Raw genomic sequence first — 17,412 nt, 5'->3', positions numbered from 1 at the left:
TGTGCTTGAGTCATAAAACACCGGCCTTTTTCCAGCCCAGATAGCGCGTCACCAGTGCAGCCCCCAGCCCCGAAGGTGGCGTATCCAGCACCGACAAACCGTGGGCACTCAAGCGCTCATGCAGATCGTTTCTCTTGTTGAGATAGTCGACAGTCCCGCTGTAGGCCAGCGCTTCAGGCAAGGTTTGAACCGGGGCCTGGCGCAGTTGGTCGAGTATGTCTTCGCGCAGGCTGGCGACCAGCACCCGATGTTGCCGGCTGATGCGCTTAACGGCTGCGAGTAACTCCTCATCATCTTCATCGCGAAGATTGGTCACCACGATCACTAATGCCCGACGTTTCTGTCGGGCCAGTAATTGGCTGGCGGCGGCTGCATAATCGGCAGTGCGTCGGGTGGTGTCGAGGTCGTAAACGGCATTGAGTAATACGTTCAGTTGGCCGCTGCCTTTGACGGGTGCCAGGTAGCGTGGCTGGTCACAGGCAAAGGTGCACAGACCCACCGCATCGCCTTGGCGCAAGGCGACGTAACTGAGTAACAGGCAGGCATTGAGGGCGTGGTCGAAGTGAGCGAGCTCCGCGTCCTGGCTGCGCATGCGCCGGCCGCAATCGAGCATGAGCACTATCTGCTGGTCGCGTTCGTCCTGATATTCCCGGGCGATGGGCGTGCGCTGGCGCGCGGTGGCCTTCCAGTCGATCTGTCGCAGGCTGTCGCCTTCGCGAAACTCGCGCAACTGATGAAACTCCAGCCCCAACCCGCGTCGTGGGTGCTGGCGAACCCCTAATTGGCTCAACCAACTGTCCACGCCCAGCAGTTGTGCGCCGTACAAACGGGCAAAGTCAGGGTAGACCCGCGTTGTATCCCGGGCTGCAACAAAACGCCTCGCAGACCACAACCCGAAAGGGCTGGGCAGGTGAATCTCACTGCGACTGAAACTGAAGTGGCCGCGCCGCAAGGGCCGCACTCGATAGCCCAGTTCGCTTCGCTGGCCCGGGAGAAGCTCGATGGACTGCGGCATATTCTCCACGCTCAGGCCGTCAGGTGCGTGGTCAAATACCTGCACGGTCAGCGGCTGCGGGTAGTCATGTTCAAGGGTCAGGCGTACCTCACCCCAGCGGCCCAGGGCCAGGCTGCCGGGCATCTGCCGTTGCACCCGTGGGCAGGGAAGGCGCCGCAGGCGCAGGGCGTCCAGCAGTGCCAATAGAAACAGCGCCAGCAGCAGGCCCCACGCCACTGAATGCAGCGTGTCGGGCACTTTGAGCTGGAGCGCTGTAGCCGCGCCCAAGAGGATGTTCAAACCCGAGAGGACGCCGAGCCAGATCAGCAGCAGACGAGTTGGCTTCATGGTCGGGTCATTGCCGAGGTGCCGAAATCTGGTCCAGCAGTTGCTTGAGCACCTGATCCACTTCCAGCCCGTCAATGTCCAATTCGGGGGCAATACGCACGCGATGGCGCAGCACCGCCAAGGCGCAGCCCTTGATATCGTCCGGGGTAACAAACTCGCCGCCGCGTAGCAAGGCCCGGGCGCGGGCGCCGCGAACCAGGGCGATGGAGGCACGCGGGCCTGCACCGATGGTCAGCCCCGGCCAACTGCGAGTGGCGCGGGCCAGGCGCACGGCGTAGTCGAGTACTTGCTCATCCAGCGGCAGTTCGCTGGCAATTTGCTGCAACTGCAACACGTCCTCTGCCTGCAGCACCGTGCGCAGTGGCTGCACATCCAACATGTCGGCCCTGGAGGAGCGGGTGACTTCGCGGACCATCTCCAGCTCCTGCTGCGCATCGGGGTAGTCCATGCGTACTTTGAGCATGAACCGGTCCAGCTCGGCCTCGGGCAGGGGGTACGTGCCTTCCTGTTCGATGGGGTTCTGGGTCGCGAGCACCATGAACGGTTGGCCAATGGGCAGCGCTTCGCCCTCGAGGGTGACTTGGCGTTCCTGCATGGCCTCAAGCAGGGCGGCCTGGGTCTTGGCGGGGGCGCGATTGATTTCATCGGCCAGCAACAGGTGGGTGAACAGCGGCCCCTTGCGCAGCTTGAACTGCTCACTGTGCAGGTCGTACACCGCGTGGCCGGTGACATCGCTGGGCATCAGGTCCGGGGTGAACTGAATACGTGCAAAGTCGCCACCAAAACAGCGTGCCAACGCGCGAACCAACAGGGTTTTGCCTAGGCCCGGTACACCTTCGAGCAGTATGTGGCCACCTGCAATCAATGCGGTCAGCACATCGTCGATCACCTGGTCCTGGCCAATCACCGCCTTACGCAGTTCAACACGCAGAGCCTGTGCCTGCTGGCTGGCCTTTTGAAGGCTTTCGGCAGTCGGGGCGGTGGCTGATGGAAATTCGCTCATAGGGCATTCCTGAGGGTTTGCAGGCTCGCCACCTGACGGCTGAAATCGGCGCTGGTGAGCCGTTTTGCCGGGAGTGGGTCGAGGGCCTGGCGGATGACGTGGGAGGGTTGGCGCGTCAGGCGTTCGAGGACCTGCCATTGTTCGTCGCTGTCGAGGTGTTCAAAGCCTGGGTGGCGTCGTCGTGCAGCCCGCTGGATATCACGCTGCAAGGCGTGCAGCAGCGTGCCTTGGCCACTGCGGCGCAGCAGGAAGTCGGCACTGGCCTTCAAATGTTCCTGTAACTGGCGACGTGCCTTTGGCGCGGGCGCCTGGGTCGGCCCCTGGCGCATGCCGGCGTGCCAGAGTGCCAGGGCAATCAGTGCGCAGAGCGCCACTAACGCCTGGGGGAAGTTGCGCATTAGCAGGGTGAGCAGATCGTCTACGTCGCTGTTGAACAGCAGTGTTACATCCGTCCCCCGGTTGAGATACCACAACAGCCAGGCGTTATCGTGTTTGCCGATGCCTGGGGTTTTCCACAAGTCGCTGTCGGTTACAACCGTTACGGTGCCTTGGCCGAAGTTGCGTTGCATCAAATGGCTGGACTTGCCGCTGTTGGCGGAGAACTGCGCCAGGTGTCTGGGGTCGGTGAGGTTGAAGTCGGTATCGAAGCTGAAATAGGCCGGGGCGGTCTCATTGTCGACGTAGAGCTTGGTCAGGTCCGGTACTTTCTTTTTGCGTGGGGAAGCAGGCTCGTCAAGGCCCTCGCTGAGTGTCTGGTGGAAGCCCAGCTGATCCAGCAGCAGGTCGCCGCTTTTACCGGTTTCCTCATCCCAAAGCGCTTCGGCAACCAGCAGCAAATGGCCACCGGATTTTGCCCAGTCCAGCAGTTGCTCAGCCTGGCGCGGGGTCATGTTGCTGCGCTCGCCCAGCAATACCAGGCTATGCCCCTTGGCTGGCTGGTCGGCCAGGTGCTCAAGGCTGTTGGCGTGTTCCACGGCCAGGCCCTGCTGGCGCAGGAAGTATTCAGCCGCCAGGTAGGGGTTGGCGATGGCTTGTGGCGATGGGCCGCGATCGACTATTTCGTCGTAGGGGATCGCCTTGTGCCAAACATAAAGCCCACCTGCTCCAAGCACACAGGCCAGCAGCAGGCCGACCCACAGCATGGGGCGGTTCATTGGGCGGCTCCCGTACTGAACAGGGCGCGCCAATCGCGGCACAGTTGCTGTTGTACCAAAGCCGGCGGCAGGCGGTGGCCATAGGCGAGGTTTTGCCAGTGGTGTGTCAGTGCATCACTGAAGGCCAGCAGTTGTGGCTGTTGCAGTTGGTGGATGCGCTCCAGGACCTGGCCTTCGGTATCGGCGCTTTTCAGGGGCAGGTTGAAGTCGTGCAGCAGTCGGTTGAGCAGGCCGCGATACAGCAGGCCGAGAGCTTCCCTGGGGTGGGTGGACCACAGCTGTTCGGCGGTGCTGGCAATGTCGTCAGGCAAGGTCTCGCTGCCCAACGCCAGGCCGAACAATTGTGCAGGGGCCGCTTTGGCGGTTTTGGCTTTGGCTGGCCCGCGTCGACTGACGAAGGTGTGCAGCCACTCCCGATAGCGCCAGACAACTAGCGCGAGGCCAGTCGCCAGCAGGCCCCAGAGCAGTACCTCCAGGCCGAGGGCGGCGTTTTTGAAGGTATTGCTGTTGAATCCGTCCAGTAGCGCCTGAAGCCAGGCCGGAAGTTTACCGTCACCCTTTACCTTGTGTTGCGCGGCGTTTTTTTCGTCGCCAAAACGGTAGCGAGTGACGGTTTCCGGGTGCTTGAACGGGGGGCTGTCCAGCAGCGCCTTGATCGATTGGCTGGCGGCCTGGGTGGTGACTTGTTTGGCCGGTCCGGGCTCGTCCGCCATGACGGGGCGGCTGAATGGCACGAGCATCAGCCCAGCCACCAGCAGCAACGTTGCGACGCTGCTCAGGCGTTGGCGTAATCGGCGGAACACCAGTTCAAGGTCCCAGGCTTCCAGCACGGTGCGGCGGTTGAGGTACAGGCTGAAGCCGCAAGCGACATAAATGGGCTCCCAGAACACCAGAATCAGTGCGTAGAAGGCGTTACTCAAATGCTCCAGCCACAACCCTTCCGAGCCGCTTGCCAGTGCCAGCCGTTGCCAGTCCCAATCGAGTTCCAGTTGCTGCGGGATGAACAGGTAAAACAGTGCCATGCAACCGAACCACAGGCCGATTTCCATATGCACGCCAATGGTGGTCAGCCAGCGTGCGGCGCCGGCGTTGCGTTGCAGCAGCACCCCCAGGCGTATTTGACGGGCATTGCCATCCTGGCCTTCAAGCTGGCTCACCGGCATCACAAAGCTGCGGCTCAGGCTCAGTCGCCTCCAGGTCAGGCTGGCCAGCAGTTGGCCTTTGAGCAGGCGCGGCCACTGGCGCACAGCCTGCTTGAGGCTGGGTGTCTCGCCAAACAAGGCCTTGGAGAGGATGTACAGTGGCAAGCGGTCAAAGGCCGGTTTTAACCACCAGAACACAAACATGGCCATGGACGGGTATCGCCACAGCAGCACGGTCAGCAAAATGAATATCGGCAACGTCACCATTGCCCAACTGCTCATTAACAGCAGTCGATGTTCCTGGGCCATCAGTACGCCCAGGTCCATGGCTTCCCAGGAGGTGCGGGGCCGAATTACCACGCTGGCCTCACTCAGGCGCATGGTGAGTGCGTCCGGCAAGCGTGAGGTAGGCGGCAACCAGCAGCCACAGCCCGGCGCCCGTTGAGTATTTGATCCAGGGCGTGATCGTGGTGGAGGAAGACCAATAGGCTTCAATAAACGCCGCGATCAGCAGCAATAGCATGACGCCGCAAAGCATCCGCACGCTTGTGCGTGCCGCCAGCCGCAGGGATTCGCCGCGAGTCAGGTGCCCGGGAGCAATCACCGCCCAGCCCAATTGCAAGCCTGCCGCCCCGGCCAGGGCGATGGCCGTGAGTTCGAAAGCACCGTGGCCGATGACAAACGACCAGAAGGTCTGGCCATAGCCGATCTCGGTGAGGTGGCCGGAGATGGCGCCGATGATCAGGCCGTTGAAAATCAGAAAGAACACGCTGCCCAAACCAAATAGCAAACCGGCGGCAAAGGTCTGGAAGGCAATCCCGATGTTGTGCATCACGTAGTAGCCGAACATCATCCAGTCTTCACTGGAAGCGCGGTCGGCGGCACGCCCCAGGTGGCCAGCATCCGGGTCATACATGCTGTGCATTTCGGCGACCTGCGCGGGGCTCACGATGCTGTAGATAAGGTCTGGAAACAGGTAGACCAGCAACGCAACGCCCACCAGGCTGCCGAAGAACAGCACGCCGGCGATTAACACGAAACGCCATTGTTCGCGCACCAGGCGCGGGAAGCCCGCCAGGATGAAACCCAGTACATTCGCGCCCAATTGGCTGCGGTGGCGATACAACTGCTGGTGGCCCCGCAGCGCCAGTTGTTGCAGGGGATCTATCAGATAGCTGCTGTAGCCACGCTCCTGGGCCAGGGCGAGGTGCTGGCACAGGCGTCGATAATGGTGGGGGAAGTCAGACATATCGCTGGCCTTTGCCTTGCCTTGCTCCAACTGTATGAGTTGTGCGGTGAAGGCTTGCCACTGCGGCTGATGGCGGCTCTCGAACAGGCTCTGCTTCATGCTGGCCCCACTAAGCCGCGCGCCACGCCATTGAGTTGTTCTACCGCGCGAGCCGGCGATACGTGTAACGGCGTTGCCAGGATGGACGCCAGTTCGTGCACCCGATCGGCGGACAACTCACTTTGGCGTTCAGCGAAACCCAGTATGGCGCGTTGTTCGCTCAGCTCCAGCGTGAAGGGCAGGCGCAGGGCGGCGGCTTGAGGCACCTTGGGGCGCGCCAGTGGCTGTTCGCGGTAGACCACCAGGGTGCCCGCAGCGAGGTCGCCGAGCCGTTTGAAGTGAGGGTGTTGCAGGCAACTGATGGCGCCGAGGAAGTAGCCCAAAGGCAGCATGTCGACAAAGCGCAGCAGGTTGCGGATGAGTGAAGCTGGCCAGCCAATGGGTGTGCCGTCGTCCTGAATGACGCGCAAGCCCATGACCTGCTTGCCCGGAGAGCAGCCCTGGTTAAGGACTTCGAACAGCACCATGTACCACCAACTGATCAGGAACAGCAGCAGCGAGCCCAAGCCAATACCGATATTGCCAAGCAACGCCAGCGGCACGAGCAGGATACCCATGATCAGGCCGCGCAGTCCCAGGTCGAAAGCAAAAGCCAGTGCGCGTGGCATCAGGCCGGCCGGGCGCAAGGGCAAGTCTATGCCCTCGGGGGTCTCGATCGGGTAGTGGGTATCCAATGGAACTGATGGCATCGCGATCCTTGGCAGTGCGGGCGGCTTGAAGACACGGATGCTAGCAGTGTCGACGGTGGAAGCAACCTTTCAAGGTTTTGCTGGATGTTTGTACAGTAATCTATCGCTGGCCCCGAGTGCCTTGCAGCGCCTAGACTTTGTCGATCTTCAGCACAGGAACAGCCCGTGACTACCATTTTCTGGTACGACTATGAAACTACCGGCATCAACCCCCGCAGCGATCGCCCGTTGCAGGTTGCCGGTATTCGTACCGACCTCGAGCTCAACGAGGTCGGCCCGCCGGTCAACCTTTATTGCCAGCCAAGCGACGATATCCTGCCGCACCCGGCTGCCTGCGCCATAACCGGTATCACCCCTGGCATTCTGGCGGAAAAAGGCCTGGCCGAAGCCGACTTCATGACCCGCGTGCACGCCGAGCTGGCTGCGCCTGGAACCTGTGGTGCCGGTTACAACACGTTGCGCTTTGACGATGAAATGACGCGCTACAGCCTGTACCGCAACTTTTTTGATCCGTATGCCCGTGAGTGGCAGGGGGGCAATAGTCGTTGGGACTTGATCGATGTGGTTCGTACGGCTTACGCACTGCGCCCCGAAGGCATTGAGTGGCCGCAGCAGGACGGGCGTGTCACCCTCAAGCTGGAGCGTTTGACCCAAGCCAATGGCATCGACCATGGCCATGCTCACGATGCCCTGTCGGACGTGCGAGCCACCATAGCCCTGGCGCGGCTGATCCGCGACAAGCAGCCAAAGTTGTATGACTGGCTGTTTCAACTGCGCAGCAAGCAGCGGGTGATGGATCAGATCCGCCTGTTGCAGCCCATGGTGCATATTTCCGGGCGTTTCTCCGCCGAGCGTCATTACCTGGGTGTGGTACTGCCCCTGGCCTGGCACCCGCGCAATCGCAATGCGTTGATTGTCTGTGACCTTGGTCTCGACCCGCAGGGTTTGCTCGACCTGGACGCCGAAACCTTACGCCAGCGGCTTTACACGCGCCGTGATGAGTTGGCGCAAGGTGAGTTGCCAGTGCCGCTCAAGTTGTTGCATATCAACCGCTGCCCGGTGGTCGCGCCATTGAATGTGCTGCGCGCACAGGATCGCGAACGCCTGAACTTCGATATGGACGTGTGCCAGGCGCGGGCGCTGCGACTAACTGACGCACAGGAAGTTTGGCGCGACAAGTTGGCAGCCATTTATGCCGAGGAAGACTTTGCACCGAGCACAGACCCGGAGCAGCAGCTCTATGACGGTTTTATCGGTGACCGCGACCGACGGTTATGCGAACAAGTCCGTGTGGCTGAACCGTCACAGTTGGCACGTCAGCAGTGGCCTTTCGATGATCATCGATTGCCGGAATTATTATTCCGTTACCGTGCGCGTAACTTTCCTGACACCTTGGACAACGATGAGCAACAACGCTGGAAACTTTTCTGTCAGCAACGTTTGTCGAGCCCGGAGTGGGGCGCACCCAATACCCTGTTGGCATTTAAGCAGGCACGTGAGGAGTTGGCTGTTAGTGCTACAGCGTTTCAGCGCCAGGTGCTCGATGAATGGCAAGAGTATGCCGACTCTTTAGCCGCTCGCCTGGGCTTGTAGTCAGGCACTTGCAAAATATTCGGACAATAAAAAACGCCAGCAAGCTGGCGTTTTTATTGTGTTGCATATCATGCAGAAGCCCGATCAGGCTTAGCCCAGCAGGGTAGCCCAACCTTCTACCACGTCGCCGCCCCACTTGGCTTTCCACTCTTTCAGAGTCTTGTGGTTGCCACCTTTGGTTTCAATCACTTCGCCGTTGTGCGGGTTTTTGTACTGCTTGACCTTGCGAGCACGCTTGGTGCCGGTAGTTTTCACAGCGCCACGTGGTGCTTTAACTTTGGATTCCGGATCCAGCAGCGCGATGATGTCACGCAGGGATTTGGAGTACTCACCCATCAGGGTGCGCAGTTTGCCTTCGAATTCCAGCTCGGTTTGCAGCTTGTCGTCTTGTGACAGGTTCTTCAAACGGGCTTGCAGTTCTTTGATAGCTTCTTCGGTGGCGCGGTATTCGTTGATCAGGGACATGTGGACTACCTTATGTAGAGCGCTGATTGACAGTGAGTGGCCTAATAATAGTCAGGCAATTTCCCCAAGTAAACATTTAAGAAGGCATTTATGTGAATTACGTTGAATGTTTGTGGCAATGCTATGCAATCGAGTTAATTAATAGGTGGTAGGTGTAAAAATAATTCTGTTTATTTTGCATAACTGTCTGAGCCTCGGAAGGGCGTTCATATAGCGGCGGTAAAACCTTACGCTATTAAGGGGTGTCGCCAGGACCGGGCGACAGAATAAGGTGCAAGGAGTACTGCAGTTTTTCTGCGTAATCGCTAGAATGGCGGCCTTTGCGAAGTTCTGGAGTTTCCCCCTAATGCGCACTTTTCGGCTGGTGATTGCTTGCCCGGACCGGGTTGGTATCGTTGCCAAAGTCAGTAACTTTCTGGCCTCCCACAACGGCTGGATCACCGAGGCGAGCCATCACTCGGACGATCTCAGTGGTTGGTTTTTCATGCGTCATGAGATACGTGCCGACACGCTGCCCTTCGGCCTCGAAGCGTTTCGCGAGGCGTTTGCGCCGATCGCTGAAGAGTTTTCGATGACCTGGCATATCACCGACACCGAGCAGAAAAAACGTGTCGTGCTGATGGCCAGCCGTGAATCCCACTGCCTGGCCGACTTGCTGCACCGTTGGCACAGCGATGAGCTGGACTGTGAGATCGCCTGTGTGATTTCCAACCATGATGACCTGCGCAGCATGGTCGAATGGCATGGCATCCCGTACTACCACGTGCCGGTCAACCCACAGGACAAGGAACCGGCATTCGCCGAAGTCTCCCGCCTGGTCAAGCAGCACGAAGCCGATGTAGTCGTGCTGGCGCGTTACATGCAAATCCTGCCGCCGGAACTGTGCAGCGAATATGCCGGTCGAGTGATCAACATTCACCACAGCTTCCTGCCATCGTTTGTGGGTGCCAAGCCGTATCACCAGGCCTCCCTGCGCGGTGTGAAGTTGATTGGCGCAACGTGCCACTATGTCACCGAGGAACTCGACGCCGGCCCGATCATCGAGCAGGACGTAGTGCGCGTCAGCCACCGCGACAGCATTGAAGACATGGTGCGTTTCGGCCGTGACGTCGAGAAGATGGTGCTGGCCCGTGGCCTGCGTTACCACTTGGAAGATCGCGTGCTGGTACACGGCAACAAGACGGTGGTGTTCTGACAGCCGCGTTTAAGTTGAAGAAAAAAGGGCCTGGGCGTTAAATCGTCCCAGGCCCTTTTTTTGTCCGCCATGAAGGATTAAGCGATGAGCGATCCACTCGATAAAGCCACCTCCAAGGCCCCAGCGACGCTGGGCGAAGGGTGTTTGAGCCGTTTTGACCCGGATGACCTGGACGCGGAGGATGGCACCGAGTTTCCCGGTGCCGCCGAGCTGTGGCGGCAGGAGCACACTAAAAACGATCCCGAGCAAGCCTAGCGGTCCGCCGCCTTAACGCTCGGCGGGCGCAGGGATCAGATCCGGAAGCTGCCCACCAGCTGTTTCAAGCGTGCGGCCTGTTGTTCCAGGTCGGTACAGGCGCGCAGGGTTGATTGCAGGTTTTCCACACCTTCCTGGTTGAGGGTGTTGATCTCGGTGATGTCCATGTTGATCGACTCCACCACCGAAGTCTGTTCCTCGGTGGCGGTGGCCACGGACTGGTTCATCCCGTCGATCTCGCCAATGCGTTGGGTCACGCTGTTGAGACGCTCGCCGGCCAGGTTGGCGATCTCGACGCTCTCCAGGCTATGGCGTTGGCTTTCACTCATGGTGCTGACCGAATCCCGGGCGCCGACCTGCAACTCTTCAATCATCTTTTGCACTTGTTGCGCCGATTCCTGAGTGCGATGTGCCAGGTTGCGCACCTCATCGGCCACCACCGCAAACCCGCGACCAGCTTCACCTGCACGTGCCGCTTCGATGGCGGCGTTCAGCGCCAGCAGGTTGGTTTGCTGGGAGATGCTGGTGATCACTTCCAGAATCTGCCCGATGTTCACGGTCTTGCTGTTGAGCGCTTCGATATTGCTGCTGGAGGCGCTGATCATCTCGGACAGTTGGTTCATTGCCTTGATATTACGCTCGACCACTTGCTGGCCGTCCTCGGCCAAGTGCCGGGCATCGCTGGCCTGATGGGAAGCCTGCGCGGCGTTACGTGCAATTTCTTGCGCAGCAGCGCCCAGTTCGTTGATGGCGGCGGCCACGCTGTTGGTGCGGTTGGCCTGCTCGTCAGAGTTGACCATCGACGAGTTGGAAGCGCTGACCACTCGCAGGGCCACTTCATTGACCTGCTCGGTGGCCGAGGACACTTCGCGAATCGAGGTGTGAATGCGCTCCACGAAGCGATTGAAAGCATTACCCAGCGTGCCGAACTCGTCGTGATTCTGGATGTTCAGGCGGCGGGTCAGGTCACCTTCGCCATCGGCGATGTCCTGCATGGCGCGGGTCATCACGTGCAGGGGTTGCAGCAGTACTCGGATCAGCATGCCGAGCAGCGCGATGATGATCACAACCGCAATGATCGTGGCGATAACGGCCGAGGTGCGAAATTTGCTGAGCATGGCGAAGGATTTATCTTTATCCACCGAAATACCCAGGTACCAGTTCACCGACGGCAGGCCTTTGATGGGGGTGAAGGTCACGATGTTGTCTTTGCCATTGGCTTCGACTTCGCTGAAATCACCACTGATCTTCGGGGTGTTTTTCGGGTACATGTCGGCCAGCGTCTTCATCACCAGGTTCTTGTCCGGGTGCACCAGCACTTTGCCGTCAGCGCTGACCAGGAACGCGTAGCCCATGCCGCCGAAGTTCAGCGCGCCGATGTTATCCACCAGCGTTTGCAGGCTCAGGTCGCCGCCGACCACGCCGATGCTTTGCCCCGCCTTGGCGCTGGGGGTAGCGACGGAAATGATCAACTGGCCGGTCGCTGCGTCGATGTAAGGTTCGGTCAGGGTTGAGCCGTTACTGCTTTGGGCGCCTTTGTACCAAGGGCGCACCCGTGGGTCGAAACCGTCCGGCATCTTGGTGTCGGGGCGGATGGTGAAGGCGCCTTTGCTGTCGCCCACGTAGGTGGCCATGAACGAGGATGTCAGGGTTTTCTGCTCGAGCAGGCCAGCAACTACGGCGGGTTCAGGGTTGATCGCGATGTTCTGTGCAGCGTTTTCGACCAGGGCAATACGCCCGGTGAGCCAGGTTTGAATGTTGCTGGCGGTGACATCGCCCATTTCATGCAGGTAATTATTGAGGTCGTCGCGAATCGCGTTGCGTTGCAGGTAGTCGTTGTAGAGGGTAAACAGTGCAAAAGCGGCGATGACGATAAGGGAGGCTGCAAGCAGGATTTTGTGGCTGAAGCGCAGGTTTTTATTCATGGCTTGTAGGGTCCGCTAAGGTCTTAATATCCGAAGCGCGTCCTTGTAGGATGCGCAAAATGACAGCGTCAAAAAAGGTGTGATACTGCTTGTGATAATTCCGGTGGTCCCTGTGAGAACTATCTGACCTATTTTTAGACTTTGTGGGTCTTACCTCTGTCTGTATCGACCTGACGGCACTAAAGATTAACCAAAGGTGACGAAATGCCTGATTCCTCGCAACTCCTTATCGGCGCCGGCCTGGACGGCCAGCCCATCGCCCAGGCCATGCGCTTGGCCAACCGTCACGGGTTGATTGCCGGCGCGACCGGCACAGGTAAAACCGTCACGTTGCAGCGCTTGGCGGAAGCCTTCAGCGATGCGGGTGTGGCCGTGTTTGCCGCTGATATCAAGGGTGACTTGTGCGGCCTTGGCGCTGCGGCCAACCCTCAAGGCAAGGTGGCCGAGCGCATTGCGGGCATGCCCTTCCTCAATTACAGCGCGAAGGCGTATCCGGTAACACTGTGGGATATCCACGGGCAGTCCGGTCATCCGCTTCGCACCACCATCAGCGAAATGGGGCCGTTGCTGCTTGGCAGCCTGCTGGAACTCACTGACAGCCAGCAATCGGCGCTCTATGCGACTTTCAAGGTGGCCGACCGCGAAGGCCTGTTGCTGCTGGACCTCAAAGACCTCAAGGCCTTGCTCAACCACTTGCGTTATCACCCGGAACTGCTGGGCGACGACGCGGCGCTGATGACCACCGGTTCCAGCCAGGCGCTGTTGCGGCGTTTGGCGGTGCTGGAGCAGCAGGGCGCCGAAGCCTTGTTTGGCGAGCCTGCCCTGCAGCTTGAAGATATCTTGCAGCCTGCCGGCGATGGTCGTGGGCGCATTCACCTGCTGGACGCGAGCCGCTTGGTGCACGAGGCGCCCAAGGTCTATGCGACCTTCCTGCTGTGGCTGTTGGCCGAGTTGTTCGAACAACTGCCGGAGCGTGGCGATGCCGATAAACCGTTGCTGGCGCTGTTTTTCGACGAGGCGCATTTATTGTTCGCCGATACGCCCAAGGCATTGCAGGATCGCCTGGAACAAGTGGTGCGTTTGATCCGTTCCAAGGGCGTGGGTGTGTACTTTGTCACTCAATCCCCAGGGGATTTGCCTGACACGGTATTGGCGCAACTGGGCTTGCGTATCCAGCATGGCTTGCGGGCGTTCACCACCAAAGAGCAGAAATCCCTGCGTGCGGTGGCGGACGGTTTTCGCCCCAACCCGGCGTTCGATACCTTGTCGGTACTGACTGAGTTGGGCACCGGTGAGGCATTGGTGGGGGCGTTGCAGGAAAAGGGCACGCCGGAAGTGGTCCAGCGCGTGCTGGTGGCGCCGCCGCAATCGCGGATCGGGCCGCTCAGCGAAGCCGAGCGTGCTGCGATCATCGCCAGTTCGCCTTTATTGGGGCGCTACGACAAGCCAATTGACCGTGAGTCGGCCTACGAGGTGCTGATGGCGCGCAAGGAGCTTGGCCCGACCGAGGAGGCCAAACCGGCCGCCGAAGAGCCGAGCTTTACCGACAAGGCCGGAGCGTTCCTGGGGACTACAGCAGGTAAGGCGCTCAAATCCGCCATGCAACAGGCGGCCAATCAAATGGGACGGCAGTTGGTGCGCGGGTTGTTGGGCTCGTTGCTGGGCGGCAGTAAACGCAAGTAGCGGTTCAGGGCTTGGGCCTGGCGTGGGCGGCCAACCGCTCCAACGCTGCGCGCAGGCCCGGATCGCTGATGCCGTCGGCCGTGGCTTGAATGGTTTCGGCCGCGTTCTGCGACAGGTCCATGGTGTGGCCCACTGCACCTTGCTGCACGGTGGGCGGCTGCACCTTGAACTGGATGCGGGTCAGGCTGGCAAACTCTTCAAATGCCATTAATTGCCGCTGCAAGCGTTTTTGCTGGTAGCGCAGGCGGGTGGCCCAATGCCCGTCGGTGACAATTAACAGTAAATTGCCTTCGCGCCACGACGCCACATGACAATGTTCGCGGGCGGCAGGTTGCAGTTGACTTTCTACAAGGCGTTGCAAATGGCCCAAGCGTTGCGCGTGGCCGAAGATGGCTTTCAACGGTTTGGCTTCGCGGAGCAACACGCTGGGCGCGCGGGCTGTAAGTGGGCGAAACGCCATGTTTAGACACCTTAAGTAACAGAGCCGCCATCTTAGCAGAAAGCGCCTGTGCGGCCCCAGGCAAAGCGATAGCAGGGCAATGCGAGTGAAATCAATAGGTAACTTCTGCGCTTGATGGGTTGAAGTTCCAGCAAAAGCCCTTATTTTAAACAGGCCCTCTCACAGCGCCATGCCAGCATCGGGGAATAACGCCACTTTCCTCACCCACGATTCCGGGTAGAATGCGCGTTCGCATGCGGCCGTGAGGGCTGCTCGGGCCACTCACGGTGCGCCCTCCATCCCTATGTGTGGAAGAACCTGCCGATATGTTTGCGCCTTTGTTAAAGAAACTTTTTGGAAGCAAGAATGAGCGCGAAGTCAAACGCATGCTCAAGACGGTGCAGCTGGTCAATGCCTTCGAAGAGCAGATGGTTGCCCTGTCGGACGAGCAATTGCGCGCCAAGACCCAAGAGTTCAAGGCCCGCATAGCCAAAGGTGAAACCCTCGACAAGCTGTTGCCTGAAGCCTTTGCGGTCGCCCGTGAAGCCGGTAAGCGTGTCATGGGCATGCGCCACTTCGACGTGCAGTTGATCGGCGGCATGACCTTGCATGAAGGCATGATTGCCGAGATGCGTACCGGTGAAGGCAAGACCCTGGTGGCAACCCTGGGCGTTTACCTCAACGCACTGTCCGGCAAGGGCGTGCACGTTGTGACGGTGAACGACTACCTGGCCCGCCGGGACGCCAACTGGATGCGCCCGCTGTATGAATACCTCGGCCTGACCGTCGGCGTAGTCACGCCATTCCAGCCGCCGGAAGAAAAGCGCGCCGCCTACGCGTGTGACATTACCTACGGCACCAACAACGAATTCGGTTTCGATTACCTGCGCGACAACATGGCGTTCAGCATGGAAGAAAAATTCCAGCGCGAACTCAACTTTGCCGTGATCGACGAAGTCGACTCCATCCTCATCGACGAAGCGCGTACCCCGCTGATCATCTCCGGCCAGGCCGAAGACAGCTCGCGCCTGTACACCGAGATCAACAAGTTGATCCCGCGCCTGGTGCAGCACGTTGAGGAAGTGGAAGGCGTGGTGACCAAAGAAGGTCACTTCACCATCGACGAGAAGACCCGCCAGGTTGAACTCAACGAAGCCGGTCACCAGTTTGTCGAAGAGATGCTGACCCAAATCGGCGAGCTGGCCGAGGGCGAAAGCCTCTACTCGGCGCACAACCTGGGCCTGTTGACCCACGTGTACGCCGGCCTGCGCGCCCACAAGCTGTTCCATCGCAACGTCGAATACATTGTCCAGGACGGCCAGGTCGTACTGGTTGACGAACACACCGGCCGTACCATGCCGGGTCGCCGTCTGTCCGAAGGCCTGCACCAGGCCATCGAAGCCAAGGAAATGCTCAACATCCAGGCCGAAAGCCAGACGTTGGCGTCGACTACCTTCCAGAACTACTTCCGTCTGTACAACAAACTGTCCGGCATGACCGGTACAGCTGACACCGAAGCGTTCGAATTCCATCAGATCTACAACCTGGCTGTGATGGTGATTCCACCGAACAAGCCGCTGGCGCGTAAAGACTTCAACGACCTGGTGTTCCTGACGGCCGAAGAGAAATACGCGGCAATCATCAACGACATCAAGGACGGCATGGCGCAGGGGCGTCCGATCCTGGTGGGTACTGCCACCATCGAGACTTCCGAGCACGTGTCCAACCTGCTCAACAAGGAAGGCATCGAGCACAAGGTTCTCAACGCCAAGTTCCACGAAAAAGAAGCCGAGATCATTGCCCAGGCCGGTCGCCCAGGCGCGCTGACCATCGCTACCAACATGGCCGGTCGTGGTACCGACATCCTGTTGGGCGGCAACTGGGAAGTGGAAGTTGCGGCACTGGAAAACCCAAGCCCTGAGCAAATCGCCCAGATCAAGGCCGACTGGCAGAAACGCCACCAGGCTGTGCTGGAATCCGGTGGTTTGCAGGTAATCGCCTCCGAGCGTCATGAATCGCGCCGTATCGACAATCAGCTGCGTGGTCGTGCCGGCCGTCAGGGTGACGCCGGTTCCAGCCGCTTCTACCTGTCGCTGGAAGACAGCCTGATGCGTATCTTCGCCTCGGATCGGGTGAAGAACTTCATGAAAGCCCTGGGCATGCAGTCCGGTGAAGCGATCGAGCACCGCATGGTGACCAACGCCATCGAGAAGGCCCAACGCAAGGTAGAAGGCCGTAACTTCGACATTCGTAAGCAACTGCTCGAGTTCGATGACGTTAACAACGAACAGCGTAAAGTGATTTATCACATGCGTAACACGTTGCTGGCCGCCGACAACATTGGCGAGACGATTGCCGATTTCCGTCAGGACGTGCTCAACGCTACCGTCAGCGCACACATCCCGCCACAGTCCCTGCCTGAGCAGTGGGATGTTGCCGGCCTGGAAGCCGCGTTGAAGAGCGACTTCGGTGTGGACTTGCCGGTTCAGCAGTGGCTGGACGAAGACGACCACCTGTACGAAGAAACCCTGCGCGAGAAGCTGATGACCGAGCTTTTGGCCGCGTACAACGAGAAAGAAGAGCAGGCGAGTGCCGAAGCACTGCGCACCTTCGAGAAACAAATCGTACTGCGCGTGCTGGACGACCTGTGGAAAGACCACCTGTCGACCATGGACCACCTGCGTCACGGTATCCACCTGCGTGGCTACGCCCAGAAGAACCCGAAGCAGGAGTACAAGCGCGAGTCGTTCACGTTGTTCTCCGAGCTGCTGGATTCGATCAAGCGCGATTCGATCCGTGTGCTCTCCCACGTTCAGGTGCGTCGCGAAGACCCGATCGAGGAAGAAGCCCGCCTGCGTCAGGAAGCCGAGGCACTCGCTGCGCGCATGCAGTTCCAGCATGACGAAGCACCGGGGCTGGAAGCGCCGGAAGCCTTGGGTGAAGAGGTCGATGTGGCCTTGGCTCAAGCCCCGGTCCGCAATGACCAGAAGCTGGGCCGCAACGAGCTGTGCTGGTGCGGTTCGGGCAAGAAGTTCAAACACTGCCACGGCGAAATCAACTAAGATTTTTGCCTGACGCTGCAACACCCTGCGCCGCGACCGGCCTTTGCCGTCGCGGCGTTTTGCCATTAATTTCACCGTTGATCGCGACGGTACAGACATCACCTATTCTTTAAGGAG

At 59.6% G+C, this 17,412-nt stretch carries 14 protein-coding genes and 1 pseudogene; 5 read left to right on the top strand and 10 right to left on the bottom strand.

Annotation, left to right across the window (positions count from 1 at the left end; genetic code table 11):
- Nucleotides 1-10: 10 nt before the first annotated feature.
- Genes HX790_RS10240 through HX790_RS10215 form a run of 6 tightly spaced genes read right to left on the bottom strand, consistent with a single transcriptional unit; the run spans nt 11 to nt 6,678 of the window.
- Nucleotides 11-1,342 carry a DUF58 domain-containing protein gene (locus HX790_RS10240; RefSeq protein ID WP_138450155.1) on the bottom strand — a complete coding sequence of 444 codons (1,332 nt, stop codon included), beginning with the start codon at nt 1,340-1,342 and terminating at the stop codon, nt 11-13.
- 7 nt (nt 1,343-1,349) lie between these two features.
- Nucleotides 1,350-2,345 (bottom strand): MoxR family ATPase, encoded by a 996-nt coding sequence (locus HX790_RS10235; RefSeq protein ID WP_099549381.1) that lies wholly within the window; start codon nt 2,343-2,345, stop codon nt 1,350-1,352.
- Nucleotides 2,342-3,499 carry a DUF4350 domain-containing protein gene (locus HX790_RS10230; protein WP_099549382.1) on the bottom strand — a complete coding sequence of 386 codons (1,158 nt, stop codon included), beginning with the start codon at nt 3,497-3,499 and terminating at the stop codon, nt 2,342-2,344. The genes HX790_RS10235 and HX790_RS10230 overlap by 4 nt, the downstream gene beginning before the upstream one ends.
- The gene (locus HX790_RS10225; protein WP_176991500.1) at nt 3,496-5,022 is read right to left on the bottom strand and encodes a DUF4129 domain-containing protein; all 1,527 of its coding nucleotides are present in this window, start codon (nt 5,020-5,022) and stop codon (nt 3,496-3,498) included. Before HX790_RS10225 ends, HX790_RS10230 begins: the two co-directional genes overlap by 4 nt.
- Nucleotides 5,009-5,989, bottom strand: a complete 981-nt coding sequence (locus tag HX790_RS10220; RefSeq protein WP_017139788.1) for a stage II sporulation protein M — start codon at nt 5,987-5,989, stop codon at nt 5,009-5,011. Before HX790_RS10220 ends, HX790_RS10225 begins: the two co-directional genes overlap by 14 nt.
- Nucleotides 5,986-6,678, bottom strand: coding sequence for an RDD family protein (locus HX790_RS10215; RefSeq protein ID WP_017139789.1), 693 nt, complete (start codon nt 6,676-6,678; stop codon nt 5,986-5,988). Before HX790_RS10215 ends, HX790_RS10220 begins: the two co-directional genes overlap by 4 nt.
- Before the next feature lie 165 nt (nt 6,679-6,843).
- Here HX790_RS10215 and sbcB point away from each other — a divergent pair, with 165 nt between their 5' ends.
- Entirely contained in the window at nt 6,844-8,271 is a 1,428-nt protein-coding gene (gene sbcB, locus HX790_RS10210) for an exodeoxyribonuclease I (protein ID WP_099549385.1), read from the top strand.
- A gap of 90 nt (nt 8,272-8,361) precedes the next feature.
- On the opposite strand, the gene mvaT is transcribed toward sbcB, so the two are convergent.
- On the bottom strand, nt 8,362-8,736 hold the full coding sequence (gene mvaT, locus HX790_RS10205; RefSeq protein WP_005790963.1) for a histone-like nucleoid-structuring protein MvaT: 375 nt from the start codon (nt 8,734-8,736) through the stop codon (nt 8,362-8,364).
- A 346-nt stretch (nt 8,737-9,082) separates the two neighbouring features.
- Here mvaT and purU point away from each other — a divergent pair, with 346 nt between their 5' ends.
- Complete coding sequence (purU, locus tag HX790_RS10200; RefSeq protein ID WP_099549387.1) at nt 9,083-9,931, top strand: formyltetrahydrofolate deformylase; 849 nt, start codon at nt 9,083-9,085, stop codon at nt 9,929-9,931.
- 84 nt (nt 9,932-10,015) lie between these two features.
- Complete coding sequence (locus HX790_RS10195) at nt 10,016-10,186, top strand: hypothetical protein (RefSeq protein ID WP_176991499.1); 171 nt, start codon at nt 10,016-10,018, stop codon at nt 10,184-10,186.
- A gap of 35 nt (nt 10,187-10,221) precedes the next feature.
- Here HX790_RS10195 and HX790_RS29830 read toward each other — a convergent pair whose 3' ends face one another.
- Complete coding sequence (locus tag HX790_RS29830; RefSeq protein WP_370589484.1) at nt 10,222-10,986, bottom strand: methyl-accepting chemotaxis protein; 765 nt, start codon at nt 10,984-10,986, stop codon at nt 10,222-10,224.
- 93 nt (nt 10,987-11,079) lie between these two features.
- Nucleotides 11,080-12,111 (bottom strand): annotated as a pseudogene (locus HX790_RS29825) (cache domain-containing protein); the annotation flags it as partial.
- A gap of 204 nt (nt 12,112-12,315) precedes the next feature.
- Between HX790_RS29825 and HX790_RS10185 the strand changes: the two are divergent.
- Nucleotides 12,316-13,794 carry a helicase HerA-like domain-containing protein gene (locus HX790_RS10185; protein WP_017139794.1) on the top strand — a complete coding sequence of 493 codons (1,479 nt, stop codon included), beginning with the start codon at nt 12,316-12,318 and terminating at the stop codon, nt 13,792-13,794.
- A 4-nt stretch (nt 13,795-13,798) separates the two neighbouring features.
- On the opposite strand, the gene HX790_RS10180 is transcribed toward HX790_RS10185, so the two are convergent.
- Nucleotides 13,799-14,254, bottom strand: coding sequence for a DUF721 domain-containing protein (locus HX790_RS10180; RefSeq protein ID WP_017139795.1), 456 nt, complete (start codon nt 14,252-14,254; stop codon nt 13,799-13,801).
- 305 nt (nt 14,255-14,559) lie between these two features.
- Between HX790_RS10180 and secA the strand changes: the two genes are divergently transcribed.
- On the top strand, nt 14,560-17,295 hold the full coding sequence (gene secA / locus HX790_RS10175) for a preprotein translocase subunit SecA (protein ID WP_017139796.1): 2,736 nt from the start codon (nt 14,560-14,562) through the stop codon (nt 17,293-17,295).
- Nucleotides 17,296-17,412: the final 117 nt, after the last annotated feature.

The sequence above is a fragment of the Pseudomonas sp. IPO3747 genome (assembly GCF_013385245.1).
Classification (GTDB): Bacteria; Pseudomonadota; Gammaproteobacteria; order Pseudomonadales; family Pseudomonadaceae; genus Aquipseudomonas; species Aquipseudomonas edaphica.
Note: the sequence above shows the minus strand (reverse complement) of the source record. Positions and strands in the feature narration are given on the sequence as shown.